This window comes from Vibrio sp. 10N.261.45.E2, from assembly GCF_002875705.1.
Classification (GTDB): Bacteria; Pseudomonadota; Gammaproteobacteria; order Enterobacterales; family Vibrionaceae; genus Vibrio.
The window spans coordinates 1-24,160 of sequence record NZ_MCZZ01000024.1 but is presented as its reverse complement, the minus strand read 5'-3'; the positions used below and the strand labels follow the sequence as shown (position 1 = coordinate 24,160).

Annotated in this window: 21 protein-coding genes, 2 tRNA genes, 1 pseudogene and 1 riboswitch; of the genes and pseudogenes, 11 read left to right on the top strand and 13 right to left on the bottom strand. The window is 45.3% G+C overall.

Annotated elements, in window-relative coordinates:
• The first annotated feature begins 33 nt into the window (after positions 1-33).
• From BCT34_RS01135 to tpx, 4 genes are all read left to right on the top strand, one after another.
• Positions 34-828 carry an AraC family transcriptional regulator gene (locus BCT34_RS01135; protein WP_076654518.1) on the top strand — a complete coding sequence of 265 codons (795 nt, stop codon included), beginning with the start codon at positions 34-36 and terminating at the stop codon, positions 826-828.
• A 99-nt stretch (positions 829-927) separates the two neighbouring features.
• On the top strand, positions 928-1,590 hold the full coding sequence (locus BCT34_RS01130; RefSeq protein ID WP_076654519.1) for a LysE family translocator: 663 nt from the start codon (positions 928-930) through the stop codon (positions 1,588-1,590).
• Between the two features lie 91 nt (positions 1,591-1,681).
• Positions 1,682-3,439, top strand: a complete 1,758-nt coding sequence (gene ggt, locus BCT34_RS01125) for a gamma-glutamyltransferase (RefSeq protein WP_076654520.1) — start codon at positions 1,682-1,684, stop codon at positions 3,437-3,439.
• A gap of 785 nt (positions 3,440-4,224) precedes the next feature.
• Positions 4,225-4,722, top strand: coding sequence for a thiol peroxidase (tpx, locus tag BCT34_RS01115; protein WP_076654521.1), 498 nt, complete (start codon positions 4,225-4,227; stop codon positions 4,720-4,722).
• A gap of 121 nt (positions 4,723-4,843) precedes the next feature.
• Here tpx and uvrD read toward each other — a convergent pair whose 3' ends face one another.
• Entirely contained in the window at positions 4,844-7,018 is a 2,175-nt protein-coding gene (gene uvrD / locus BCT34_RS01110; RefSeq protein ID WP_076654522.1) for a DNA helicase II, read from the bottom strand.
• Positions 7,019-7,282: 264 nt separating this feature from the next.
• On the opposite strand from uvrD, the gene BCT34_RS01105 reads away from it, so the two are divergent.
• From BCT34_RS01105 to BCT34_RS01090, 4 genes are all read left to right on the top strand, one after another.
• Positions 7,283-7,543 carry a DUF2282 domain-containing protein gene (locus BCT34_RS01105; protein ID WP_076654523.1) on the top strand — a complete coding sequence of 87 codons (261 nt, stop codon included), beginning with the start codon at positions 7,283-7,285 and terminating at the stop codon, positions 7,541-7,543.
• A 64-nt stretch (positions 7,544-7,607) separates the two neighbouring features.
• Entirely contained in the window at positions 7,608-8,468 is an 861-nt protein-coding gene (locus BCT34_RS01100) for a DUF692 domain-containing protein (RefSeq protein ID WP_076654524.1), read from the top strand.
• Positions 8,465-9,232 carry a DNA-binding domain-containing protein gene (locus BCT34_RS01095; protein WP_076654525.1) on the top strand — a complete coding sequence of 256 codons (768 nt, stop codon included), beginning with the start codon at positions 8,465-8,467 and terminating at the stop codon, positions 9,230-9,232. Before BCT34_RS01100 ends, BCT34_RS01095 begins: the two co-directional genes overlap by 4 nt.
• 1 nt (position 9,233) lies before the next feature.
• Positions 9,234-9,692: a DoxX family protein gene (locus BCT34_RS01090; protein WP_076654526.1), complete on the top strand. Its 459-nt coding sequence runs from the start codon at positions 9,234-9,236 to the stop codon at positions 9,690-9,692.
• A gap of 100 nt (positions 9,693-9,792) precedes the next feature.
• Here the strand turns inward: BCT34_RS01090 and BCT34_RS01085 are convergent, their stop codons facing one another.
• Positions 9,793-10,074: a hypothetical protein gene (locus tag BCT34_RS01085; protein ID WP_009848181.1), complete on the bottom strand. Its 282-nt coding sequence runs from the start codon at positions 10,072-10,074 to the stop codon at positions 9,793-9,795.
• A gap of 102 nt (positions 10,075-10,176) precedes the next feature.
• Positions 10,177-11,376, bottom strand: a complete 1,200-nt coding sequence (locus tag BCT34_RS01080; protein WP_198593458.1) for a multidrug effflux MFS transporter — start codon at positions 11,374-11,376, stop codon at positions 10,177-10,179.
• A 101-nt stretch (positions 11,377-11,477) separates the two neighbouring features.
• Between BCT34_RS01080 and BCT34_RS01075 the strand changes: the two genes are divergently transcribed.
• Positions 11,478-12,419: a LysR family transcriptional regulator gene (locus BCT34_RS01075; RefSeq protein WP_012605070.1), complete on the top strand. Its 942-nt coding sequence runs from the start codon at positions 11,478-11,480 to the stop codon at positions 12,417-12,419.
• A gap of 122 nt (positions 12,420-12,541) precedes the next feature.
• The gene (locus BCT34_RS01070) at positions 12,542-14,332 is read left to right on the top strand and encodes an aminopeptidase P family protein (protein WP_076654528.1); all 1,791 of its coding nucleotides are present in this window, start codon (positions 12,542-12,544) and stop codon (positions 14,330-14,332) included.
• Between the two features lie 299 nt (positions 14,333-14,631).
• On the opposite strand, the gene thiH is transcribed toward BCT34_RS01070, so the two are convergent.
• The 8 genes and pseudogenes from thiH to BCT34_RS01030 all read right to left on the bottom strand — a co-directional run.
• Positions 14,632-15,744, bottom strand: coding sequence for a 2-iminoacetate synthase ThiH (gene thiH / locus BCT34_RS01065; RefSeq protein ID WP_076654529.1), 1,113 nt, complete (start codon positions 15,742-15,744; stop codon positions 14,632-14,634).
• 7 nt (positions 15,745-15,751) lie between these two features.
• The gene (locus BCT34_RS01060) at positions 15,752-16,516 is read right to left on the bottom strand and encodes a thiazole synthase (RefSeq protein WP_076654530.1); all 765 of its coding nucleotides are present in this window, start codon (positions 16,514-16,516) and stop codon (positions 15,752-15,754) included.
• A 2-nt stretch (positions 16,517-16,518) separates the two neighbouring features.
• Positions 16,519-16,728, bottom strand: coding sequence for a sulfur carrier protein ThiS (gene thiS, locus BCT34_RS01055; RefSeq protein WP_076654531.1), 210 nt, complete (start codon positions 16,726-16,728; stop codon positions 16,519-16,521).
• Positions 16,725-17,507: a HesA/MoeB/ThiF family protein gene (locus BCT34_RS01050; RefSeq protein ID WP_076654532.1), complete on the bottom strand. Its 783-nt coding sequence runs from the start codon at positions 17,505-17,507 to the stop codon at positions 16,725-16,727. The genes thiS and BCT34_RS01050 overlap by 4 nt, the downstream gene beginning before the upstream one ends.
• Positions 17,497-18,789, bottom strand: a complete 1,293-nt coding sequence (locus BCT34_RS01045; RefSeq protein ID WP_076654533.1) for a thiamine phosphate synthase — start codon at positions 18,787-18,789, stop codon at positions 17,497-17,499. Before BCT34_RS01045 ends, BCT34_RS01050 begins: the two co-directional genes overlap by 11 nt.
• Positions 18,789-20,738, bottom strand: coding sequence for a phosphomethylpyrimidine synthase ThiC (gene thiC, locus BCT34_RS01040; protein ID WP_076654534.1), 1,950 nt, complete (start codon positions 20,736-20,738; stop codon positions 18,789-18,791). Before thiC ends, BCT34_RS01045 begins: the two co-directional genes overlap by 1 nt.
• 129 nt (positions 20,739-20,867) lie before the next feature.
• A riboswitch (TPP riboswitch) is annotated at positions 20,868-20,966 on the bottom strand.
• Between the two features lie 62 nt (positions 20,967-21,028).
• The gene (gene crcB / locus BCT34_RS01035; protein WP_076654535.1) at positions 21,029-21,412 is read right to left on the bottom strand and encodes a fluoride efflux transporter CrcB; all 384 of its coding nucleotides are present in this window, start codon (positions 21,410-21,412) and stop codon (positions 21,029-21,031) included.
• Positions 21,413-21,512: 100 nt separating this feature from the next.
• Positions 21,513-22,439, bottom strand: a pseudogene (locus BCT34_RS01030) (multicopper oxidase domain-containing protein); the annotation flags it as partial.
• A 340-nt stretch (positions 22,440-22,779) separates the two neighbouring features.
• On the opposite strand from BCT34_RS01030, the gene BCT34_RS01025 reads away from it, so the two are divergent.
• Positions 22,780-23,571, top strand: coding sequence for a hypothetical protein (locus BCT34_RS01025; RefSeq protein WP_076654537.1), 792 nt, complete (start codon positions 22,780-22,782; stop codon positions 23,569-23,571).
• 319 nt (positions 23,572-23,890) lie between these two features.
• Here the strand turns inward: BCT34_RS01025 and BCT34_RS01020 are convergent.
• Positions 23,891-23,967 (bottom strand) — tRNA-Trp (locus BCT34_RS01020).
• 60 nt (positions 23,968-24,027) lie between these two features.
• A tRNA-Asp gene (locus BCT34_RS01015) sits at positions 24,028-24,104 on the bottom strand.
• Between the last annotated feature and the right edge of the window lie 56 nt (positions 24,105-24,160).

Sequence of the window (24,160 nt, the reverse complement as noted above, 5' to 3'; positions counted from 1 at the left end):
ATTGATGACTATTTGACCAAGCTTTTTTGTACCATGGATAAAGTCCACTACTACTCTACTCCAACAGAAGATATCAGCCTGATCCAAGCTCAGTACCAAGAGTTTGCCTTTCAGCGCCACTATCATTTGGACTTTCACATTGGCTTAATTACCCAAGGACAGCAGAAATTCGTCTATAAAGGGACGAGCCATAATGTTGGTGCTGGCCAAGTTGTTATCATGCCACCCGATGAACTGCATGATGGACACTCCAAGCTCGATTCGGGTTATCAAGTCAGTGTGTTTGCGGTTTCTCCCCAATGGTTTCAAGATCTTGCCGATCCCAAGAAAAATGGTCACACATTAAGCTTTTCTGAGTTAATCCTCTCCGATCAAGCTGCATTTTCACAATTACGCAACTTACATGGCCTGTTAATCAATCAAAACATCAGCCAACTCGCTCAAGATTGCTTACCTTTCGAAGGATTCTCGACGATTGTCGATCGTTATGCGGAATTTGGATCGAAAAGCGACATCAAACTGGGTAATCAATCGATTGATACACTCAAAGATTATTTGATGGCGAATTTGGATCAACCAGTGCGATTAGAACAACTGTCTGAGTTGTGTGGTTTAACCACGACTCAATTCCAACGCCATTTTAAAAACAAAATGGGCATTACGCCTTATGCATGGCTGAGCCGTTTACGCATGGAACAAAGCATGCGCCTGATTAAGTCTGGGATATGTGGTACTAAGGTTGCGCACCAAGTTGGCTTCTATGATCAGGCACACTTCTCTAAGGCTTTCAAAACCACGTTCGGCGTACCACCCTCACAAATCAACTAAGTGTTGATAATTTACAATTGCTCGATTTCAAATCACGGTAAGCTACGCTCAATACGATTACTTATTTAAAAATAGCGGCAACGTTATTGAGAACTGACGATGAACGAAGTCACCATACTGATCACCCTAGCCTCTATCCACTTCATCGCTTTGATGAGCCCCGGCCCTGATTTTGCGTTAGTCGTGCAAAATGCGACGCGTCACGGACGACAGACAGGCTTGTACATTGCGCTTGGTTTATCTTGCGGGATCTTGCTGCACTCATTGCTGAGCCTGACGGGAATCAGTTACCTAGTCCACCAACAACCGACATTATTTGCCATTATCCAACTAGCCGGCGGTAGCTACTTACTGTACTTAGGTTACGGAGCACTTAAAGCAACCTGGCAAATCATTCAGAACCACGATGATGATGCCGATATCGTCAATTCCAAAGATCTGATTCTGACCAACAAGCGAGATGCATTTTCTAAAGGGTTTATGACCAACATTCTCAACCCAAAGGCTTTGGTGTTCTTTATCAGCTTGATGTCGAGCCTAGTGCCTGCCGACATGTCTCTGTCAAGTAAAGGCTTTGCGCTCATCATCCTATTTGGTCTGTCTCTATTTTGGTTCTCACTACTGGCGTGGATGCTTTCGACTAAGGCATTGCAAAAGAAACTCAGCGAAGCAACAGTATACATCGATGGCTTATGTGGCGTGGTATTCAGCCTTATTGGCGTGAGTATTCTTTGGCAGTCGCTGTCCGGTTTAATCGCTTAAATTCGAATCAAGATTACAATTCATTAACAACACTCTGGCTATCTCATCTTTCCACTGCCAATCTAGCTCTGCATATTAAAAGGAGAAGATCATGCAGTGGAAAACAAAACTAACAACCCTCGCCACTTCTACCCTACTTTTTGCCTCTCACGTCAGTTGGGCAAATCAAGCTGCCGATTCCGTCGCACCCGAACAAAGTAGTGGTTTAGAAACCAAACAGCTCGTTAAAGCCAATGACTGGATGGTCACAGCAGCCAACCCATTAGCAACACAGGCTGGAGCTGATGTGCTTGCTCGTGGTGGTAACGCCATTGATGCCATGGTAGCGGTTCAGCTCATGCTTGGCTTAGTAGAACCTCAGTCATCAGGTATTGGTGGTGGTGCGTTCCTTGTTTATTTTGATGGCAAGGATAAGCAACTCAAAACCTACGATGGTCGTGAAACAGCACCACTTGATGCCACACCACGTCTATTCCAAGACGAAAACGGACAACCTCTTAAATTCTATGATGCTGTGGTTGGCGGCCGTTCTGTTGCGACACCGGGCACGGTGCAATTGTTGTGGGACACTCACCAGAAATACGGCAAGTTAGAATGGGCATCACTTATTAAGCCCATTGCTCAGCTAGCTGAAGAAGGTTTTACCATCAGCCCACGTTTAGCGACCTTGATTGAAAATGACCAAGAACGACTAAGCCGCTTTGCAACAACTAAAGCCTACTTCTTCAATGCCGATGGCAGCCCGAAAACCGCAGGTACTCTACTTAAGAACCCTGAATACGCGGCAACGTTAAACGCTATCTCAAAGGATGGTGCTAAGGCTTTCTATCAAAGCGAGATTTCTGCTGACATCATCAATACAGTACAAACCGCGAAAGGGAACCCGGGCGTCTTGGCGCAAAAAGACTTCGATGCGTATTCAATTAAGCAACGTGAACCGGTTTGTTCCGCTTATGAGAGCTACGATATATGCGGAATGGGACCACCAAGTTCAGGCGCATTAACGGTTGGACAGATCTTAGCGATGACCGAGCAGTTTGCTCTGAAATCCTGGGGACCAAACGATGCAAAATCTTGGCAAGTGTTAGCGGACGCTTCTCGTTTAGCCTTTGCAGACCGTGGTATGTACATGGCAGACCAAGATTACGTGCCAATGCCAACCCAAGGGTTAGTGAATACTGACTATTTGCAGGAACGTGCCCAGTTAATTACTGCTGGAAAGGCATTAGAGAGTGCGCCATCAGGCACCCCACCGTGGGATCACGCCATGCTACGAAGCCAAGATGTATCTATTGAGCTGCCTTCCACCAGCCACTTCAATATTGTTGATAGCGATGGCAATGTCGTATCGATGACCACCACCATTGAGAATGCTTTTGGCTCACGCCTGATGGTAAGAGGCTTCCTACTCAATAACGAACTAACCGACTTCTCATTCAAGACTCATAACGATGGCAAGCCTATCGCGAACAGACTTGAACCGGGTAAGCGTCCACGTTCTTCAATGGCACCGACCATCATCATGCAAGACAATAAACCTTACATGGCGATCGGTTCTCCGGGCGGCAGCCGCATCATAGGTTATGTCGCACAAGCCATTATTGCCCATACCCAGTGGGACATGGATATCCAACAAGCGATCAACCAACCTCACTTCCTAAACCGTTTCGGAACCTTAGATTTGGAAAAAGGAACACCGGCGGAAAACTTCAAACCTGAGCTAGAAAAGATGGGATTTGAGGTCAACGTTCGCGATCTTAACTCGGGTTTACACGCCATTCGCATCACAAAAGATGGTCTAGAAGGTGCTGCAGACCCTCGTCGTGAAGGTGCCGCTATCGGCCAATAAGGGAAAATACTCCCTTTTTACTCCCTGTCTTGTGCGAGATCTCTTACAAGGCAGTGAGTAAATATCGATATTTAACTGCGAAATTAAGCACCTAGACATTGTAACCAATTGAAATTAAACAATACGTACATTTATCATTCAAATAATTATATAGAAATTCGCTTATGCACCATTGCTGATAAATAAGGAATCGGTAATATGAATGGTGTCGGAAGGATGCTGACACGGAACAGGAAACGCCAAGGACTTGGTTATCTTCAGGATGAAGATTCGATTACTCAGGATGAATAATCGGCATGGATAGCGAAATGGACATTGAATGGACGCAATAGTAACTAGGATGGTTGCTACTAAGGAAAGACAATGGACACCTCTGGACGAGGAAAGGACTGAACATCAGGATGATGTAAAGGACACCGCTCAAGGAACAAGTGACGCGCGCTAACGAGGATTGTTGGCAGATCAGGATAAGATCAAGGACACCGCTAGGAAGGCGACGAAAGGAATACGCTGAAGGATAACAGCACACTATCATGGATTTGATGCATGGAGCACACTTAGTAGCCGGATTGCTGCGAGTAAGACTATAGACCCCGATGAGCGCAAGCTCTCGGGGTTTTTCTTTATCTGTCGTCCCACCTTTTCTTCCCCTAAAACAAATAAATCAAAGACCTTTGATTACAATTCTGACATTTAAAGCATTCACATCTTAATCACTTCCGAGTAACGTAAGTCTTACTAGGCTCAACTAGTTTCATAACCATAATTAAATTAAGGACAAATTCATGTCACACGTTACCTTCAAAGGCGCTGCTGTACCGCTAACTGGCACATTCCCACAAACTGGCGAACAAGCACCAAGCTTTGCACTGACTGCAGGCGATCTTTCTGAACTGACTCTTGCTTCTCTTGCAGGCAAGAAAGTCGTTCTAAACATCTTCCCAAGCATCGATACAGCAACTTGTGCAATGAGCGTACGTACGTTCAACGCAAAAGCGGCAGAGCTTGAGAACACGGTTGTTGTTTGTATTTCTGCTGACCTTCCATTTGCTGCGGGTCGTTTCTGCGAGCTTGAAGGCATTGAAGGCGTTCAACACGCTTCGACTTTCCGTTCTCCTGAGTTCGCATCAGACTACGGCGTAGCGATTGCTGAAGGTCCACTAGCAAGCCTAACAACACGTTCAGTTGTCGTTGTTGATGAAAAAGGTGTGGTAACACACAGCGAGTTGGTTGCAGAGATCACTGAAGAGCCAAACTACGAAGCGGCACTTGCAGCACTGTAAGATCCCTTCTAGTCAGCCATCTATTGTGATCGCTTAAAGCGGTACGCAATAAAAAAGAGCAGCCATTGGCTGCTCTTTTGGTTTTCAATAATCAACGGTTATTAGATGCTGAAGTAATAGATTAAAGCTGCTCTAAACGCGCGTAAGCCGTCACTAACCACTTAATCCCTTCACCGTTAAACGCCACTTGCACTCGGCTCTGTGGACCACTTCCTTCAAAGTTGATGATAGTGCCTTCACCAAACTTAGGGTGCTTCACGCGAGAACCCAAGCTAAAGCCTGTTTCATTGAAGTTCTCTTTCACTGCGGTTTGGCTAAAGCGACCACTGCTTGCAGGACGGCTGACTTGCGCTTTCATACGTACTTCATCCAGACATGTCTCCGGCAGCTCACGAATAAAGCGTGATGGCTTATGGTACTTATCCTGACCGTACAAACGACGCATCTCAGCATAAGTGATGTAAAGCTTCTCCATCGCACGGGTCATGCCTACGTAACACAGGCGACGCTCTTCTTCTAAACGCCCCGCTTCTTCGGCAGACATCTGGCTTGGGAACATGCCTTCTTCGACACCCACCATGAACACCATTGGAAACTCTAGGCCTTTAGCGCTGTGTAGGGTCATTAACTGAACCGCATCGTCAAACTCATCGGCCTGACCTTCACCCGCTTCCAAAGCTGCGTGAGTTAAAAACGCCGTCAGCATGCTCATCTCATCCGCTTCTTCCGGCTTTTCAAACTGGCGCGTTGCCGTTACCAATTCTTCCAAGTTCTCAATACGTGCCTTCGACTTCTCGCCTTTCTCTTGCTCGTACATCGCAAACAGACCCGACGATTTGATCACGTGGTCAGTTTGTTCATGTAGGCTAAGCTCTAACGTGTCATCTTCAAGCGCATTAATTAACTCGATAAAACGGCTTAAGGCACCAGCAGCACGGCCTGGCAGCACTTGTTCTTCTATTAGAGCAAGACTTGCTTGCCACATCGTTGCACCACGGTCACGCGCTGCGAAACGAATTGTCTCTAGGGTTTTATCACCCAAGCCACGCGTTGGTGTATTTACCACACGTTCAAAAGCAGCATCATCGTTACGGTTACCCATTAAACGCATGTAGCTCAAGGCATCTCGGATTTCCTGACGCTCGAAGAATCGCATGCCGCCGTAGATTCGGTAAGGCAAACCACCTTGAATCAAAGCTTCTTCAAGAACACGAGACTGGGCGTTATTACGATAAAGCATTGCGGTATCTTCTAACGCTCCGCCTTTCTCCTGCCACTCTTTGATCTTGCTAACCGTGAAACGGGCTTCATCAAGCTCGTTGTAAGCCGAGTAAACTGAGATTGGTTCACCATCGTTACCATCGGTCCAAAGCTCTTTACCCATACGCTCAGTATTGTTCGAAATAAGCTCGTTCGACGCCTGAAGAATGGTTTTGGTTGAACGATAGTTTTGCTCGAGTCGAATGGTTGAAGCGCCAGGGAATTCATCCAAGAACTTCTGAATATTCTCGATCTTGGCACCACGCCAACCATAGATAGATTGGTCGTCATCACCCACGATCATTACGTGACAATCAGGGCCCGCCATCATGCGTAGCCAAGCGTATTGGATGTTGTTGGTATCTTGGAATTCGTCGACAAGAATGTGCTTGAAGCGAGCTTGATAGTGCTCTCGGATGTGTTTCTTATCACGCAGCAGCTCGTGTGCTCTTAGCAAGATCTCAGCAAAATCGACCAAGCCAGCACGGTCACATGCCTCTTGGTAAGCAGAGTAGATCTTTAACCATGTTTGAGTTACTGGATCATGGTAGGCGTCAATGTGACTCGGGCGCAGGCCTTCGTCTTTCTTACCATTAATCCACCAAGAAGCTTGCTTGGCAGGCCACTGTTTTTCATCGAGGTTTTGCGCCTTGATTAAGCGACGCAACAAGCGAATCTGATCATCTGAATCAATGATCTGGAAATCTTCTGGTAGTTTTGCATCTAGGTAGTGAGCACGAAGGATACGGTGACAAATGCCGTGGAAGGTGCCATTCCACATGCCTGACGAGCTCCCCATCATCAACTCTTCAATACGACCACGCATCTCTGCCGCCGCTTTGTTGGTGAAGGTAACCGACATAATAGAGAACGGTGATGCTTGCTCTACGCTTTGCAGCCAAGCGATACGATGCACCAACACTCGCGTTTTACCACTGCCTGCACCTGCCAGAATAAGTAGGTTTTCTAAAGGTGCCGCGACCGCCTCACGTTGTTTGTCGTTTAGGCCATCGAGTAAAAGCGAAGGATCTATCATTGGATATGCTCACTACTGGGTATTTATACATAAAAGTTGATTATAACCTAAACACTAGGCTGCGTTTAGGATAATAAGAAGAAAAAACAATCAAAATTTAACATCATAAAATCAGTAACTTAAATGATAAATCATCATTAATATTGATATTTTTTATAATGCCGTGAAATTATTTCCTAGTTCTTCCTATCCTTTTTAGTAAGCAAGTTAACAACTCATTAACCTGCGATGTAAAAATACTATTAAGTCCTAGAGGGAATGACTATGAAAAATTCTAATCTTGCTGTTACAGCTGCAATCACAAGTGTACTAGCGTTTGGCGGTGCCGTTCTTACATCAGCACCTGCGGAAGCAGCAGCGAAAGAAAAATGCTACGGCGTGGCAAAAGCTGGCCAAAATGACTGTGCAACTAAAACAAGTTCATGTGCGGGTACAGCAAAAGAAGACAACCAATCCGATGCATTCGTGGTCGTTCCTAAAGGACTGTGTGGCAAATTAACTGGTGGTAACACTCAATCATCATAATTGAGCTGCTTAGTATGGTGGGCTGATATTCAGCTCACCTCCACTTCCGATTAGGAGAACCGTTGTGACTCAAACTCTTCATCCCAACGCAGGGGTTGGCCTTAGGACACCGCACTTGGACTTCTTTAGCCAAACTCCAGCCTTAGTAAGTTGGTTCGAAGTCCACAGCGAGAACTACTTCTTAGCTCAATCACCGCAACGCCAAAAACTCAGAGAAATTCGCAGCGCACACAACATTAGTTGTCATGGTGTTGGATTATCTCTCGGTTCTGTCGAGCGCATCAATCAACATCATCTGGTGCAATTAAAAGAGCTCATTGATGATATCGAACCCTTCTTGGTTTCTGATCATCTCAGCTGGAGTCAGACTGGTGGTCATTATTTCAATGACTTATTACCGCTGCCTTATACCGAAGAAGCGCTAGAAGTGTTCTGTCGCAATGTCATCGAAGTACAAGACAGCCTGCAACGCCCTATGCTGATTGAGAATCCATCGAGCTACCTTGCCTTCAAACATTCAACTATCCCAGAGTGGGAGTTTTTGGCTGAAGTACAAAAGCGCACCGAGTGTCGACTACTGCTCGATTTCAATAATATTTTCGTCTCATCTTTTAATCATGGCTTCAGCTGTGATGAGTACTTAAGAGGAATACCTGCAGACAAAGTGGAAGAGATTCACTTGGCAGGTTTTACCAAAAAGAAGCTTGAACAAGGTGAGATCTGGATAGACACACACAGTAAACCTGTCTGTGACGAAGTGTGGCAACTCTATACCGATTGGATAGCACAACATGGTTTGCGCCATACCTTGATTGAGTGGGATCTAGATATCCCAGAGCCCCAAGTTTTATTGGCTGAAGCAACCAAAGCCAGTGACATCTTGTATCAACACGACAAGTTCAACCAAAGGAGTCGCGCATCATGAGCCACTCCCTAGCAGATGTTCAATTGGAGTTTGCTAACGCCCTACGCTATCAAAACAATGGTGAGCACTGCAACATAGTGAGCGACCATTTTACCGATGAACAGCGAATCCAGATTTACCGTAATAACTTTGTGATCAGCTTGAGCGAAGTTCTGGCAGCAACCTACCCACTCACTGAAATGTTAGTTGGTGAAGAGTGCTTCCAACAGATGGCTCGTAAACATGTCTTAAGTTATCCATCGACCTCTGGTGATGTCAGCGGTTACGGTGAACACTTTGAGCAGACTATAAAAGCCTTTCCTGCCGTTATCGAGGCTGCACCTTATCTCGGTGAAGTGGCGTTGTATGAATGGCAAAAAGACAGCTTGGCAAGGTTTACGTCACAAGTACATACCGACCAGAGACCTCTTTCTTGTCTTGCTGATGTACCACAAGAGCAGCAAGGTGCTTTGGTCTTTCATCTCAAAGATTCGGTAACACTGGTGAACTCTAGTTACACGATTATCGCACTTGAACAAGCCATCTATCAGCAACAACTCGACGGACTAGACATCAATCAAGCTGAGTTTGGGGTGTTAATCCGAGCTGAGAATTCACAGGTTGAAAGTCATAGTTTGAGTAAAGAGAGCCACCAACTCTTAACTGAATTGCAATCGGGTCAAACACTCTCAGCAATCGACCCTTTCTTACTACAACATCTGAATACTGTTATGGCGCTAAACGTCATCTCAGGTTTTTCAATCAATGCCGAATTGGAGACATAACATGGATAACAACACAGTCACGAACATGATGGCTCAATACGACAGTTTGATTGAGAAATCACAGGCCCTTTTTGTTCCAGTGCTTCTACTATTTTGTCGCCTTTGGGTGGCGTGGGTATTCTTTAATTCTGGGCTCACTAAGATAGCGACTTGGGATAGCACGCTTTACTTGTTTGAGTTGGAATACCAAGTGCCACTGCTACCTTGGGAACTGGCTGCTTACATGGGAACTGCCGCTGAGTTAATTCTGCCGGTGTTCTTAGCACTCGGTTTATTAACACGACCTATGGCTGCTGTGTTATTCGTTTTCAATATCATTGCTGTCGTGTCTTACCCTGTATTGTGGGATCAAGGCTTCTACGATCATCAGTTATGGGGATTAATGATTCTTATCGTTGTCGTGTGGGGCGCAGGACCATTCTCACTTGATAGAGTTTTGAATGCGCAATTCAGGAATTAAGATGAGTTTTCACCTCTTTTGAATAGCTAAAGCTAAATGGCTACAGCCCAAACGCAAAAAACCACTCAATTGAGTGGTTTCTTTTTTAACTGGGATAAGCTTACTTATTTAGAAAAGCTTGTAGCTCTTCAGCAGAGATGCCTTGCTCTGCAAGTTCTTTTGCCAATAGCTGAACCTGCTCACCCTTACGAGACTCTACCACACGCTGAAATTGGTAAATGATATCTCGCAAAGTATCGATTGGAACTTGTTTTGCCGCACTGCGAATACGCTCTTCACTTTGGTTGCCTAGCTCTTTAAGCAGTTTACCAAACATGACCTTTTCAGGTGCATCTTCCATTTGTTCTAAGACGCGCGCCATTTCGTAGGTTGTTAATGACATTACAGTATTTTCCGTTGGGGACTAACGTTTCAATGAATGACAAATATACCATGTTTTAACGTTTCGAAAACCGCCATTTGTATATTTTGTCACCCTTGTAACTTATGCCTTAGCAAACGTCGCATGCCAAGACTTACCCGCCTTACTCGCAAGTACCAACAATGCAGGAACAATCAGGAACATTTGCAGAGCGATCATCACTTGCGATGTTAAATCAAGACGTTGCATGGTGCCCACAAGAAGCCCTGAACCACTCATTTGGAACAAGCCTAGCAGTGCAGCAGCTGTACCCGCACGGTCACCAAAAGGCTCTAAAGCTTTACCTGCTGCTGCACCAAGAATCCAAGCAAAGCCAACCGATGATAAGAAGATTGGTAGCATGAACGCGATTGGAGTCGCGTGCTCAGCAAGCACCAACATAATCACGCCCGCTAAACCTAGCATTGAGATACCAACCACCAATGCCTTGTATGTACCAAAGCGGTCCATGAATTTAGGAGCCGTAAACGCAGCCGCAATGTTAATCGCCGCATTAAGACCAAACCAGAAGGTAAACTCTTTCATGCTCAAGCCTAGGTTTTCCATCAACACAACCGGTGCTGAAGTTACGTAAGCAAGAATTACCGCCATCGCCATCAAACACAAGGTTGCGTGAAAAAGGAACGATGGTGTTTTCAATACTGACCAGTATCGCTCTAGTTTGAACACCGCAACCTTTTCTGTCGCTGGGTTAGACTCTTTCATTTGGAAAAACAAGATAGAGCCTACGACTACCGCGAAGCCTGCCATAAAGCTGAAGTTCGAGCGCCAGCCAAATTGATGCGTTAGCCAAGCGCCAAGAATTGGAGCCAACGCAGGAATGAAACAAATCGCACCATTGAGGTAGCTGATCATTCGGCCACTCTTCTCTGGGCCAAATAGATCGCGAACCGTTGCAAAGGCAGCTACAGAAGTCGCACAAGCTCCTAAGCCTTGTAGCAGCCGAGCTATTAGCATCATATCAATCGATTGAGCTGCCCACGCCAAGCAAGCGCTCAATGCATAGATACTAACACCTCCCAATGCAACGGTTCGACGTCCTAACTTATCCGCCAAAGGGCCAGCAAACAGTTGGCCGACACCCATGGCAAATAAAAACCAAGTAATCGTATCTTGTGCTAGTGCATGTTCCACGTGAAACGCTGTCGAAATTTGCGGCAGAGCTGGTAAGTAGATATCAATAGCCAAAGGGCTAAATAAAACCAGCATTGCCAATAAAGCAACCTGCAGTTTACTAGGGGTTGGAAGCGCGTTAGAAGGCACAAGATTCTCCGGATGAGTCAATTTAGGTGCATAATAACCAACTAAAGATATGAACAAAAATGGCATATACTCATTAGCATTATTCCAAGTAGGAAACTCATATGAATATTGAGAAGCTATCACGCCTCGACTTAAACCTACTGGTTTGCTTACAAGTGTTGATGGAAGAACTAAGTGTTACACGCACTGCACATCGATTGTGTCTGAGCCAGTCTGCTGTGAGTAAGTCATTGGCCAAACTTCGTGAGCAATTTAATGATCCCCTTTTCACACGAAGTGCTCATGGACTGCGACCAACACCAAAGGCGGTTTTTCTTAAGCCTCGGCTAGAAACATTGATAAACCAGCTTGATGTACTCACCCAACCAGAGACGTTTATTCCAAACAACAGTGACCACAGCTTTCACATTGCAGCTGTTGAGAGTGTTTACCCGCTTATTCTTCCCCACTTCCTACCGGCTATATTTCGGCAAGCTCCTAAAGTGAATATCAACACCCACGCGTGGACAGAACAGACCTTTAAGAAGTTACAACTTGGTGAGTTAGATATTGGTCTCACAGGTAAAGACATCGACATCAACGACGCGCGTTTAACCATGCTGCCGCCAGATGATATTTGCGAACAAGAGATCTACCGAGATGCACAGATGTGTGTATTAAGGCGCAACCACCCGGCTCTGAGTGGCAAATGGGATCTGGAAACCTACCTTGCACAGCGTCATGTACAAGTAAGGTGTGATGGTAACGATCGTTGGCTTCTCGACTACAAGCTCGCTGATCTTGGTCACCAACGTGATATCGCTATTTCTGTTCCCGACTTCAACAGTGCGGCTAGCCTGTGTACCTACACTGACTTTGTATTTACGGCACCAAGTCACTTCACCTACCTTGTTGCCAAACAACTCGACTTAGTCGTTGTCCCTCTGCCAATGGAATTTCCGCCGATGGCATACACTCTGTTTTGGCACCGTGATAGAGAAAATGACCCAGCGTTAACTTGGTTGCGAGATATCATCAAAGAAAAAACTCTGCACCTTAGATAAAAATGGCGTACAGCGTTTGCAGCAAACGAACAAAAGCGCTAGCTTATTGACCTAATAAGTCCCCTCACATGTATATCTACTGTGAGTGTTAACAAGGACCCTAACAATAAGGATAAACACAGATGCACAATATCACTGCGGAACGCGTTACTGCGGTTCGAGCTTGGCTTGAAGCGAACCAACTAGATGCTGTTATCATCCCACACGAAGATGAGTACCTAGGCGAATACGTTCCAGCTCATAACGAGCGACTTCACTGGTTATCAGGTTTCACTGGCTCTGCAGGTGCAGCAGTTATTACCCGCGAAAACGCTGCTATTTTTGTTGATGGTCGCTACACCGTTCAGGTTCGTAAGCAGGTACCAGCAGAGTTATTTGAGTATCGCCACCTTATTGAAGAGCCGACTTTAGATTGGATCATCAATTCACTAGCGCAAGGCAGCAAGGTAGCATTTGACCCACGCATGCACACAGCGGCTTGGTTGAAAGGCGCACAAGCTAAACTGGCTGATAAAGTAGAACTCACAACATTAACAGCAAACCCGATTGATGAGCTTTGGTCTGATCGCCCTGAGCCTGTGGTATCTGATGTTCGTCTAATGGTGACCGACGCCGTTGGTCAATCAAGTGAAAGCAAACGTGCTGAAATTGCAGGCCTACTAAAAGCCAAAGGTGCTGATGCCGCAATCCTTACTGAACTAGATTCTATCTGTTGGTTGCTTAACATTCGTGGTTTGGACGTATCTCGCCTACCGGTTGTGTTGTCTAATGCCATCATTCACGCCGATGAAAGTGTCGATTTCTTCTTAGACCCGGCTCGTATCCCTGCTGGCTTTGAGACGCACGTTGGTAATGGTATTCGTGTTTCTCACCCATCTGAGCTTGAAGCACGTCTTCAATCTTTAGAAGGTAAGAATGTGTCAGTTGATTCAGGCACAAGCAACGCTTGGTACACGCTTGTTCTACAAAACGCAGGTGCTCATATCATTGAAGCAGCAGACCCGTGCTTAATGCCAAAGGCTGCTAAGAACGCAACTGAAATTGCGGGCATGAAAGCGTGTCACATTCGTGATGGTGTTGCGATGGCCAAGTTTTTGTCTTGGATTGATGCAGAAGTAGCGCAAGGCAGCCTGCACAACGAAGCGGTGTTGGCTGACAAAGTACAATCATTCCGCGAGCAAGATCCAACACTAATGGACCTAAGTTTTGACACCATTTCAGCAGCAGGCGGCAACGCTGCTATGTGTCACTACAACCACGAGAATCAACCTGAACCAGGTCAGTTAGAGATGAATACTCTGTACCTAGTCGATTCAGGCGGTCAGTACTTAGATGGTACAACCGACATCACTCGTACTATTGCGATTGGCCAGCCAAGCGACGAAATGATCCAGCAGTTCACATTAGCGCTTAAAGGTCACATCGGCATTGCACGTGCGCGTTTCCCACAGGGCACTCGTGGTTTCCAACTTGATATCCTAGCGCGTCAGCACTTATGGGCAGAAGGCTTCGACTATGACCACGGTACTGGTCACGGTGTTGGTCACTTCCTAAGTGTTCATGAAGGCCCGCAAAGCATCTCTAAGAAGCTAATCGACGTCCCTCTTGTTGAAGGTATGGTGTTATCAAATGAGCCGGGTTACTACCGTGCCGATGAGTTTGGTATTCGCATCGAAAACTTAGAGCTGGTTGTTGAGCTTCCAACTCAAGGTGATTTCTCGGTGCTAACGTTTGAATCGCTAACACGTTGCCCTATCGATAAGCGCAACATCAACGTTGACCTATTGACAAGACCTGAACTGGCGTGGCTAAACGATTACCACGAAAAAGTGTGGAACGACGTTAGCCCACTAGTTGAAGGTGACACGTTAGAGTGGCTACGCCAAGCAACTACTCCACTTGCTCACGCTTAATACCTTGTTAGGCAGGTAACTGAACCAAAACTAATAGCTCAGTTAGAGATTAAAACGGCTACCTAAGGGTAGCCGTTTTTGTTTATTGATTTCGCATCATTTATGTTTCACGTGGAACATCAGCCAAGATGTTATACCAATCTGGATAAGTAGGTGATCAGATAATTGCGCAGGAAAAATCGCTTAGAGCAAGGCATAGATTGCAGCTAGCTAGTTGGCCTACCTACAAAATCTATAACGATGCTATCAGCGATTTTAACTAGCAAGAATGTGCAGATACTTATTTAGATTGGTATTAGTTAGCCTGAGTAAGCGCTGTGCCAATCACGCCACACCGGGTCAAACCCGCGTTGACGAATCATAGCCTCAACATCAGCTGCACTTCTCTCATCACTTATCTCAAACTGCTCAAGCTCTTCCTCACCGGAAGCATAACCACCAGGTTGTGTTTTTGATGCGGCAGACATGCTAGTGATACCTAACGGCAACACGTTATCGCGGAACGTTGCAGACTCACGAGTCGAAAGAGATAACTCAACCTCAGGGTTTAATAGTCGATAAGCACAGATAAGTTGCACCAACTGCTTATCACTCATAATCGACTTAGGTTGCAACCCCCCCTCACAAGGACGAAGACGTGGGAAAGAAATCGAGTAACGCGTTTGCCAGTAAGTTCGCTCTAAGTAATCCAAATGAGCGGCCACGAAGAAGCAGTCCGTTCGCCAATCTTCCAAACCAATCAAAGCACCAATACCTATCTTATCAATACCCGCTTTTGCCAGACGATCGGGCGTTTCGAGCCGGTATTCAAAATCCATTTTGTTGCCACGCAAGTGGTGCTCAGCATAGGTACTTGGGCTATATGTTTCTTGGTAAACCATGACTGCATCTAAGCCAAGCGTTTTGAGCTCGGCGTAGCCGTCTTGATCAAGCGGCTGCACTTCCATCGCAAGATAGTTAAATTGTGCTTTGATATTCGGTAGCACCTCACGGAAGTATTTCATCCCAACCTTAGTTTCGTGCTCACCGGTCACCAACAATACACTATCGAATTTCATCTTTTTGATGGCCGCGCTCTCGGCATCAATTTCATCCAAAGTTAATGTCCGACGCTTGATGCGATTCTCCATTGAGAAGCCACAATAGGTACACGCATTCGCACACAAGTTCGATAAGTACAAAGGAATATACAGCGACATCGTATTACCAAATCGCTTACGTGTTAACGCCAACGATTGTTGTGCCATCTGCTCTAAGTAAGGTTCTGCAGCCGGAGAGATCAAAGCCTTAAAATCTTCTAAGTCACGTTTGGGTTTACTCAGAGCACGTTCAACATCCGCCGCCGTTTTACTGAAGATAGACATACCAATGTCATCCCAGTTGAGCTGTTTAAATCGATCAACAAACGTCATGGCAATACTACTCGTCTAGGAATGAAGTTAGCGGACTAGAAGCAACCGCGTGAGATACCTGACCAGCGAGACCAGCAAGGTAAGCCATACGGCCCGCTTCAACTGCCAACTTAAAGGCAATCGCCATTTCAACTGGCTGTTGAGAAGCAGCAATCGCCGTATTCACTAACACAGCATCTGCACCCATTTCCATTGCACGTGCAGCATGTGATGGCGCACCAATGCCCGCATCAACAATCACAGGAACGTTGGCTTGGTCGATAATGATCTCTAAGAAGTCCGCTGAAGCGATTCCCTTATTCGAACCAATCGGTGCACCGAGTGGCATCACAGCAGCACAACCTACCTCTTCTAAGCGCTTACACAAGACAGGGTCGGCGTGGCAATAAGGCAACACAACAAAACCATTTTTCACCAACTGCTCAGCAGCGTTAAGTGTCTCGATGGGGTCTGGCATCAAGTACTTTGGATCTGGGTGAATCTCAAGCTTTAGCCAGTTAGTACCGAGTGCTTCGCGAGCCAAATGTGCGGCAAAAATCGCATCCTTCGCGTTCTTCGCACCAGAGGTATTCGGAAGTAGATTAACGCCAGCATCAATAATTGGCTGCAAAATATCATCTTGCTCAGAACGAATATCGACTCTCTTCAGTGCCATGGTTGCTAGCTGAGAACCTGACGCTTCGATAGCACTCGCCATCAAATGTTTGTTTGCGAACTTGCCGGTTCCAGTGAACAGACGTGATTGAAACGTTTTATCTGCGATGGTTAACATGGTTAGCCCCCTGCAATAGCTTGGAAAAGAGAGATGGAATCGCCCTCGTTGACGATGGTTTTTTGCCATTGACTGCGTGGTACAACCGCATTATTGATAGCAAATACACACCCTAAATCAGGTAGCGATAGTGCTTGGATGATGTCTGAAAGAGATGACGATTGCGCGACCAGCTCTGGTTGCTCGTTTATAGAAATAGTTATGTGGCTCATTGTGCTTCTTCTTCTAGATGTTGGATCGCCGTTGTGTTGCAAACCGGACATTCGCTATCTTGCGTGACCATTAGGTTTTGCCAGTTCATGGTCTGGCCATCGAACAGCTTTAGCTGATGCGTTGCGACTTTAAACTCGCCACCACTAATACGCTGAATAGCAGCAAGAGCTTGGAGATTACCGATAGTGCCGACCACTGGACCAATGATGCCGCTATCACTACAACGCGTTGTTTGTGGATGATGTTCAAACGGGAAAAGGCAGTGGTAACACCCTTTCTGGTTCTGATAATCAAAAACAATAAATTGACCTTTCCAGCCGATTGCAGAACCCGATATCAAAGGTGTATTAGCTTTAAAACAAGCTCGGTTAACCTGCTGGCGTGACGCGAAGTTGTCAGTACAATCCAACACGAGATCAGCCAACATTACTTCTAATTCAAGTTGGCTTTCACTCATTCGTTGATTGATGGTTCTTACTTGGCTTCGACCATTGAGCTCATTCAGTTGTTGTTTAAGTGCTTCGACCTTAGGTGAACCTAATTGGCTCTCCTTGAACGCAACCTGTCTCTGCAGGTTGGACGAATCAACACAATCATCATCGACCAAAACGATTCTTCCGACACCAGAAGCTGCGAGATAGAGAGCAGCAGAATTACCTAAGCCACCACAACCAATCACCAACACATGGCTATTTAACAGGTTGCGTTGACCTTGCTCACCGACTTCAGGCAAGGCAATTTGTCGTTGGTAACGAATGAACTCAAAGTCACTCAGCATAGCTAGGCTCCCGCATAACCTCTTTACTCGTCATTGAAGAGCTAGGAGTCATCAGCTTATCGAAGAATTCGATCACTTTTTGTGGGTCTTCCGCTAATGTAATCGCACGTACAACCGCCAAGCTCGATACACCACAATCCCAAACCTGCGCAGCTGTCGATTGGTCAATACCACCAATAGCAACCGTCGGATAACCAGTAAGTTCTTCTGTGTATGGGATGGTATCAATTAGCTGTTGGTACAGAGATAAACGCACCAAACCTTGAGGCTTTGATGGCATCTGTTTCGTCGTAGTCGGGAAGATATGGCCTAGTGCAATGTAGCTTGGATTGATTTGGACGATGCGTAGCAACTCATAATAACCATGAGTCGATAGACCGATCTTAATACCTGCTTGGCTAAGTTGGGAAAGGTTTGATTCTTCAATATCCTCTTGTCCCAAGTGAACACCAAAAGCGCCATGTTTGAGTGCAAGCTGCCAGTAATCGTTAATAAAAACCTGAGCGTTATATTCTCGCCCAAGCTCGATCGATCGCGCGACTTGTTGTTCTAAGTCGGCTTGTTGAGGGTTCTTAATACGCAGTTGGACGGTGTTGATCCCAAGCTTAAGCAACCTTTCTATCCACTCAACATCATCAACCACTGGGTATAAGCCGAGACTGTTTTTGCTTAACTCAGGGAAGGAAAGTGATGTCCCTTGGTTAGCCCAACCAACACTGATATCCAATCGTTGATCTTCAAGAACAGGGATAGGAAAATCTCGATGATGTGCAGGCCATGTTCCACGTGAAACATTCGATGCAGCGCGAGCTAAAACCAGCGCGTCTTCCAATGGAAATTCCAACGCCAATAAAGTAAGTAACCAAGCAAAGTGGCCACGACTATATAACTCTTGATGAGCTGTAGTTTCACTCTTGATAACACGATTAGCATCTATGTGTGACCAGATATCTAACACAGCTGAATCATCGGGGACTCCTATATAGACGGTGTTCGAAGCTTGAGTCAAAGCGGCACAAACATCAGTTAAAGCAACTGAATTACTGTAATCAACAACATGGTTCAGTTGCGCTAACTGACACTCCGCCAATGAATCAATATCATGAGCAAAACCAATAGATAGTGCCTGTTGAGCATCAACGATAGAGAAGTATCGAGTTGGGCTTACACCCAACTCAACTGCATCAGTTGCTAAACCTTGTCGTTTAGCAACCAATAGACAGTTTTGAACCTCCCCCGTTAACTCGATGTATTGAGATGGGATGAGAACCTTCACTGTCATTATTCCTCTAATTGAGCTTCTTTTGCGCCTACAGCAGGGTGATAAAGTTCAGAGCCAGTATCACGGAACTCTTGTGATTTTTGACGCATTCCCTCCAACGGATTATCTAGCATCTTAATCTCGATAGCCTGATCAGCGGCTACTTGTTCAGTGTCTTTTGCATACTCGCGAACTTCTTGAGAAATCTTCATCGAGCAGAACTTAGGTCCACACATAGAGCAGAAGTGAGCGACCTTGCCCGACTCTTGTGGCAGGGTTTCATCGTGGAAAGAACGTGCTGTTTCTGGATCTAAAGCTAGATTAAATTGGTCTTCCCAACGGAATTCAAAACGTGCTTTAGACAATGCATTATCTCGGATTTGAGCGCCGGGGTGCCCTTTTGCTAAGTCCGCTGCATGTGCTGCCAGCTTGTAAGTAATCAAGCCAGTCTTCACATCTTCTTTATTTGGTAAGCCCAAATGCTCTTTAGGTGTTACATAACAAAGCATCGCACAGCCGTACCAACCAATCATCGCCGCGCCAATACCAGAGGTAATGTGGTCATAACCCGGTGCAATATCAGTGGTCAGCGGGCCTAACGTATAGAAAGGCGCTTCATGGCAGTGCTCTAACTGCTCGTCCATGTTCTCTTTGATAAGGTGCATAGGTACATGTCCAGGGCCTTCAATGATCACCTGAACATCATATTCCCAAGCAACTTTAGTTAACTCACCTAGAGTACGTAACTCTGAGAATTGAGCCTCATCGTTGGCATCTGCAATAGAGCCAGGACGTAGGCCATCACCTAACGACAGAGCCACATCGTACTTCGCACAAATCTCACAGATCTCGCGGAAGTGTGTATATAGAAAGCTTTCTTGGTGATGAGCAAGACACCATTTTGCGATAATAGAGCCACCACGAGAGACAATGCCAGTCACACGTTTAGCCGTCATCGGAACGTAACGAAGCAACAAACCTGCGTGGATAGTGAAGTAATCAACACCCTGCTCCGCTTGTTCAATCAAGGTATCGCGCATCACTTCCCAGTTAAGATCTTCTGCAACGCCATTCACTTTTTCAAGCGCTTGATACATAGGAACCGTACCAATCGGCACAGGGCTGTTACGTAGGATCCATTCACGGGTCTCGTGGATATTACGTCCAGTAGAAAGGTCCATTACGGTATCACCACCCCAGCGAGTCGACCATACTAGCTTCTCAACTTCTTCTTCAATCGAAGAGCTTACTGAAGAGTTACCGATATTGGCGTTCACTTTCACTAAGAAGTTTCGGCCAATAATCATAGGCTCTGATTCTGGGTGGTTGATGTTTGAAGGGATAATAGCTCGACCTTCAGCAACCTCTTTACGCACGAACTCAGGGGTGATTTCTTTAGGTAGGTTTGCGCCAAAGTTATGGCCGGGGTGTTGGTGATTAAGCTGCTCATCAGCAAACTTCTGACGTCCCATGTTCTCACGTATCGCAATGTACTCCATCTCAGGAGTGATAATACCCTGACGAGCATAGTGCAGTTGAGTCACACATTGGTCGCCAGTAGCGCGACGAATTCTAGGCAGGTTTCCGTAACGAAGGTCGTCTAGGGTTTCATCTTCTAAACGTTCTTTGGTGTAAACTGAGCTTACATCATCGAGCAATTCCGTATCGCCACGCTCTTCAATCCATTGCTCTCGCAATTTAGGAAGGCCGCTATAAAGGTCTATTTCATGTGTAGGATCGGTATAAACACCGGAAGTATCGTAGACATGAATAGGCTTATTAGGTTCGAATACAGGCTCTTTTCTCGTACCACCAACAAGGCTATCTGCGAGTGATATTTCTCGTACAGGGACTTGAATGTCCTCTCGAGATCCTTGGATGTAAGCTTTTTTTGAATTTGGATAAGGTTGTACGGATAAAGAATCGATGAAATTCTTCGCTTCCAGTCTTGCTTGTTTACGACTCGACATAGCATTTTTCCTTGGCTTTTAGCCATTATTTATAGGGATAAAAATGCTTGACGGATTAGATGCTACAAGAGGGATCACGTTAAGAAATACAGTTGTGATCTGGAGATAGATCTCTAGAAGGATTCTAGTTAGATATCTACTCTTGTTCCCTTCGCAGGTATTAGCCTGATCAGGTTCAACGGATCCCGAGTTAACGGTCTCAGCCATATGGCACTCCGACAAGTTCGATCGAGTATATAAAAACGGCTTGGATAAACCAAGCCGAGTTGTTAACAAATCGTAAGAAAGTTTTAAGACTTTATCAAAAGTTGGAAGCCGATCCATGCTGCTGAAATACTGAGAACCACGTTGAGTAGCACATTGAGCCCCATCTTAAAGAAAGCGCCCTGCTGCATAAGAAGCACGTTATCCATCGAAAATGTAGAGAATGTAGTCAAAGCTCCAAGGAAACCGAGGCCAATGATCTGTCTCCATGGTTCAGTCGCAACCATCTCATTTTCAAATGCGGCGATCAGTAGACCCATAATGAAGGAGCCGATCACGTTAACAGTCAGCGTACCGTAAGGAAAACCACGCCCTAACATCGCCACACATAACTCTGAAATCAAATAGCGCGAACAAGCACCAAATGCACCACCAATGGCAATAAAACCTAAAATAGATAACTGACCCATGAATCCTCCCAAATAACAGTCCCTATATTCTAGCTTTACCGCCGATAAAAGCGAGGGTAGAAACTAAGAATGCATGCGCAAATATTAAACGTTACAGGTGTCACTTAACTTCAATATATCCCATCAATCCCGTTTTCATGTGTTCGATTACATGACAGTGGTACATCCAACGCCCTGGGTTGTCTGCAACAAACGCAGCTTTCGCTCGGCCATTTTTCCCTAGTAATACAGTATCGGTATGGAAAGGCTCTTCTATTTTTTTGCCATCAAGTTCCAATACAGTGAATGTATGACCATGAATATGAATTGGGTGGTGGTATTGAGTGACGTTCTTTAGATCGAATATATAAGTTTTGCCTAACTCTAAAGTCGCCAACGGCTCGGGAATATTGTCTTTGCTCATTCCCTCCCACGCGCGCTTGTTAGTGAGCCAAAACTTAGGCATCGACTTCCCATCTTTAGATACCGGTGATACCGCCCCTTCCCACTCAAACACAAAATCGATTTCTTCTGCGTTGACGAGATCTAAGTTAGGCACTGGATTGAGAGGCAATAAAGGAAGTGTTTGGCCTTCTATTAGCGTGGAATCTACAACCTCAAATTCACATAATGAAAAAGGAAAACGTCCTTTCATTTGAAGGACATTCACTCGCTCCCCCGCCTTGGGAGCAATCAACCCAAGATCGACACGCATACCTGGGCCAATTTTATGCTGAGTCAGCTTATAAGGTGTCTTTATAGGGTTACCATCAATAGCAATGACCCATGCTTCAGCCCCTTCAATAGCAACCGGATAGGTAATCGTGTTATCAACATTCGCGATACGCAGCCTAGTCGTTGCGTGCTGCTTCAATTGATAGATGGGTTCATGTACGCCATTGATGCTACTCCACTCTCCTGGCGTACCCATACGAGCGCTGAGGCGAGGAATCATTAAGTCTTTCCACTGACCTTGTTTGTCGATATGCCAATGTTTAAGCATCAGAGCATGCTCTTCATCGAACTGAACTGGCGTGCTCTCTTCAACATGTGGAAGAAGTTGAGGTGGATTGTTATGGTGGGACTCAGGGATAAATCTCAGATACTGTCTTTAGCAATAGTATATTGCCGTCATTCTCGTTTTGCTCAGCGTTGTAATCTCACTTCTAATCATCACCACAACATCAATAAACAAACATCGGCAACACTCCTACATTGCTATAACAAAGACTGAGATTTATCGTTGGTGGTCAGTACAGACAAAGGTTACAGCATATACTAATGACGAAAATCATAACTTCATGGTCGTTTACGTACTATCTACAGGTTGGCTTTTATTGAAACAGCCTTTAATCTGATACAACTTAAACAACTAGAAAAAACATACCATGCTGATTTTCAACTGTACTAAAGCTGCTAGTGATTTCTTCACCGTAACTCGACAAGGAGAAAAGATATCACCAATCAATCCTACTCCCTGTAAATTGATATCAGATGATATCTACCATCTAAAAGATAACGACGGCAATACGCCCAAAGAAATCAGCGAATGGTTAGTACATGTGATCAGAGTCCAGCGTAAACCTATTATCTTTGCTATAGAGAAAAATACTCGCTATGTAATGACCTTCGTAGACCTGAAGAAAGGTGAGCACCAACGATTTATCACTGACTTTATTGAACGTATAGCCAACTTAGTACAGTATTTTGGCGAAGATCTAATGATCATGAATGATGATACTTTTGACCCGATGTTGAAGAAATTCTTAAGGTTGAATAACGAGTACCGCTTCTTTACTCGTTCGGACAGAAGTTTACAGTCACATCTCAACGAAATAACTTGGTTCTTTAAGGATACAGCTGAAAACTCCGGATGCTTGCCTGATACTGAACAAATTATGTGCTTTGATGCGGATATGAATAGCATGCCTAAGCAATATAAAGGGCTTAAATACATGATTTATCCTGCGAACCAGATGTTGTTTCATTGGTTACAAAACTACTGTGGATACGATGAAAAGCAAGTTAGAAGTATCTCTGAGCGTATACGACAACTTAAGCAGTCTATGTCGGGAGATATCACCACCTTAGAGATGAATACCGTAAACGAAGAGTGGGATATCAAAAATCAGTCAGGATGCATACCAGATAATGTAATCGTATTTCCTACCAAACCATAAATATTATATCGACCACCGATTCCAACTACATGACCGGATATAGACCATACCAGTCGCGAATTTCGATGAAAGGTGTTTGTTGGCAATATTCACTCTAGGTAGGCGCAAGCGCTATTCATAGCTGTATAGCTCACCACGAGGTCGAAGCTGAAAGTTCAGGATATGTACCGGAAGTGTTTTGGAGAGGCTTTATGAACGTTTCTGATGAGCTTTTGATGGGGTTGATAGGCAAGAGTTCTGAAAATCTCTATTTTTCATAATACTAGATGGCAAAAAGCCTCAACCGAAGTTGAGGCTTTTCATATCCCATAAGGGAAAATGGCAGGGGTGGAGAGATTCGAACTCCCAACACGCGGATTTGGAATCCGCTGCTCTGCCAATTGGAGCTACACCCCTAAAACTTTATCTTACTTCAGATTCGAAAAAACCTCGCACTAGGCGAGGTTATCGAATAAGTGGCGGAGTGGACGGGACTCGAACCCGCGACCCCCGGCGTGACAGGCCGGTATTCTAACCAACTGAACTACCACTCCGCAGTGGACTACTTGTCGTCGCTGACAAGTGTTCATAATTTAAAGCCTGGCGATGT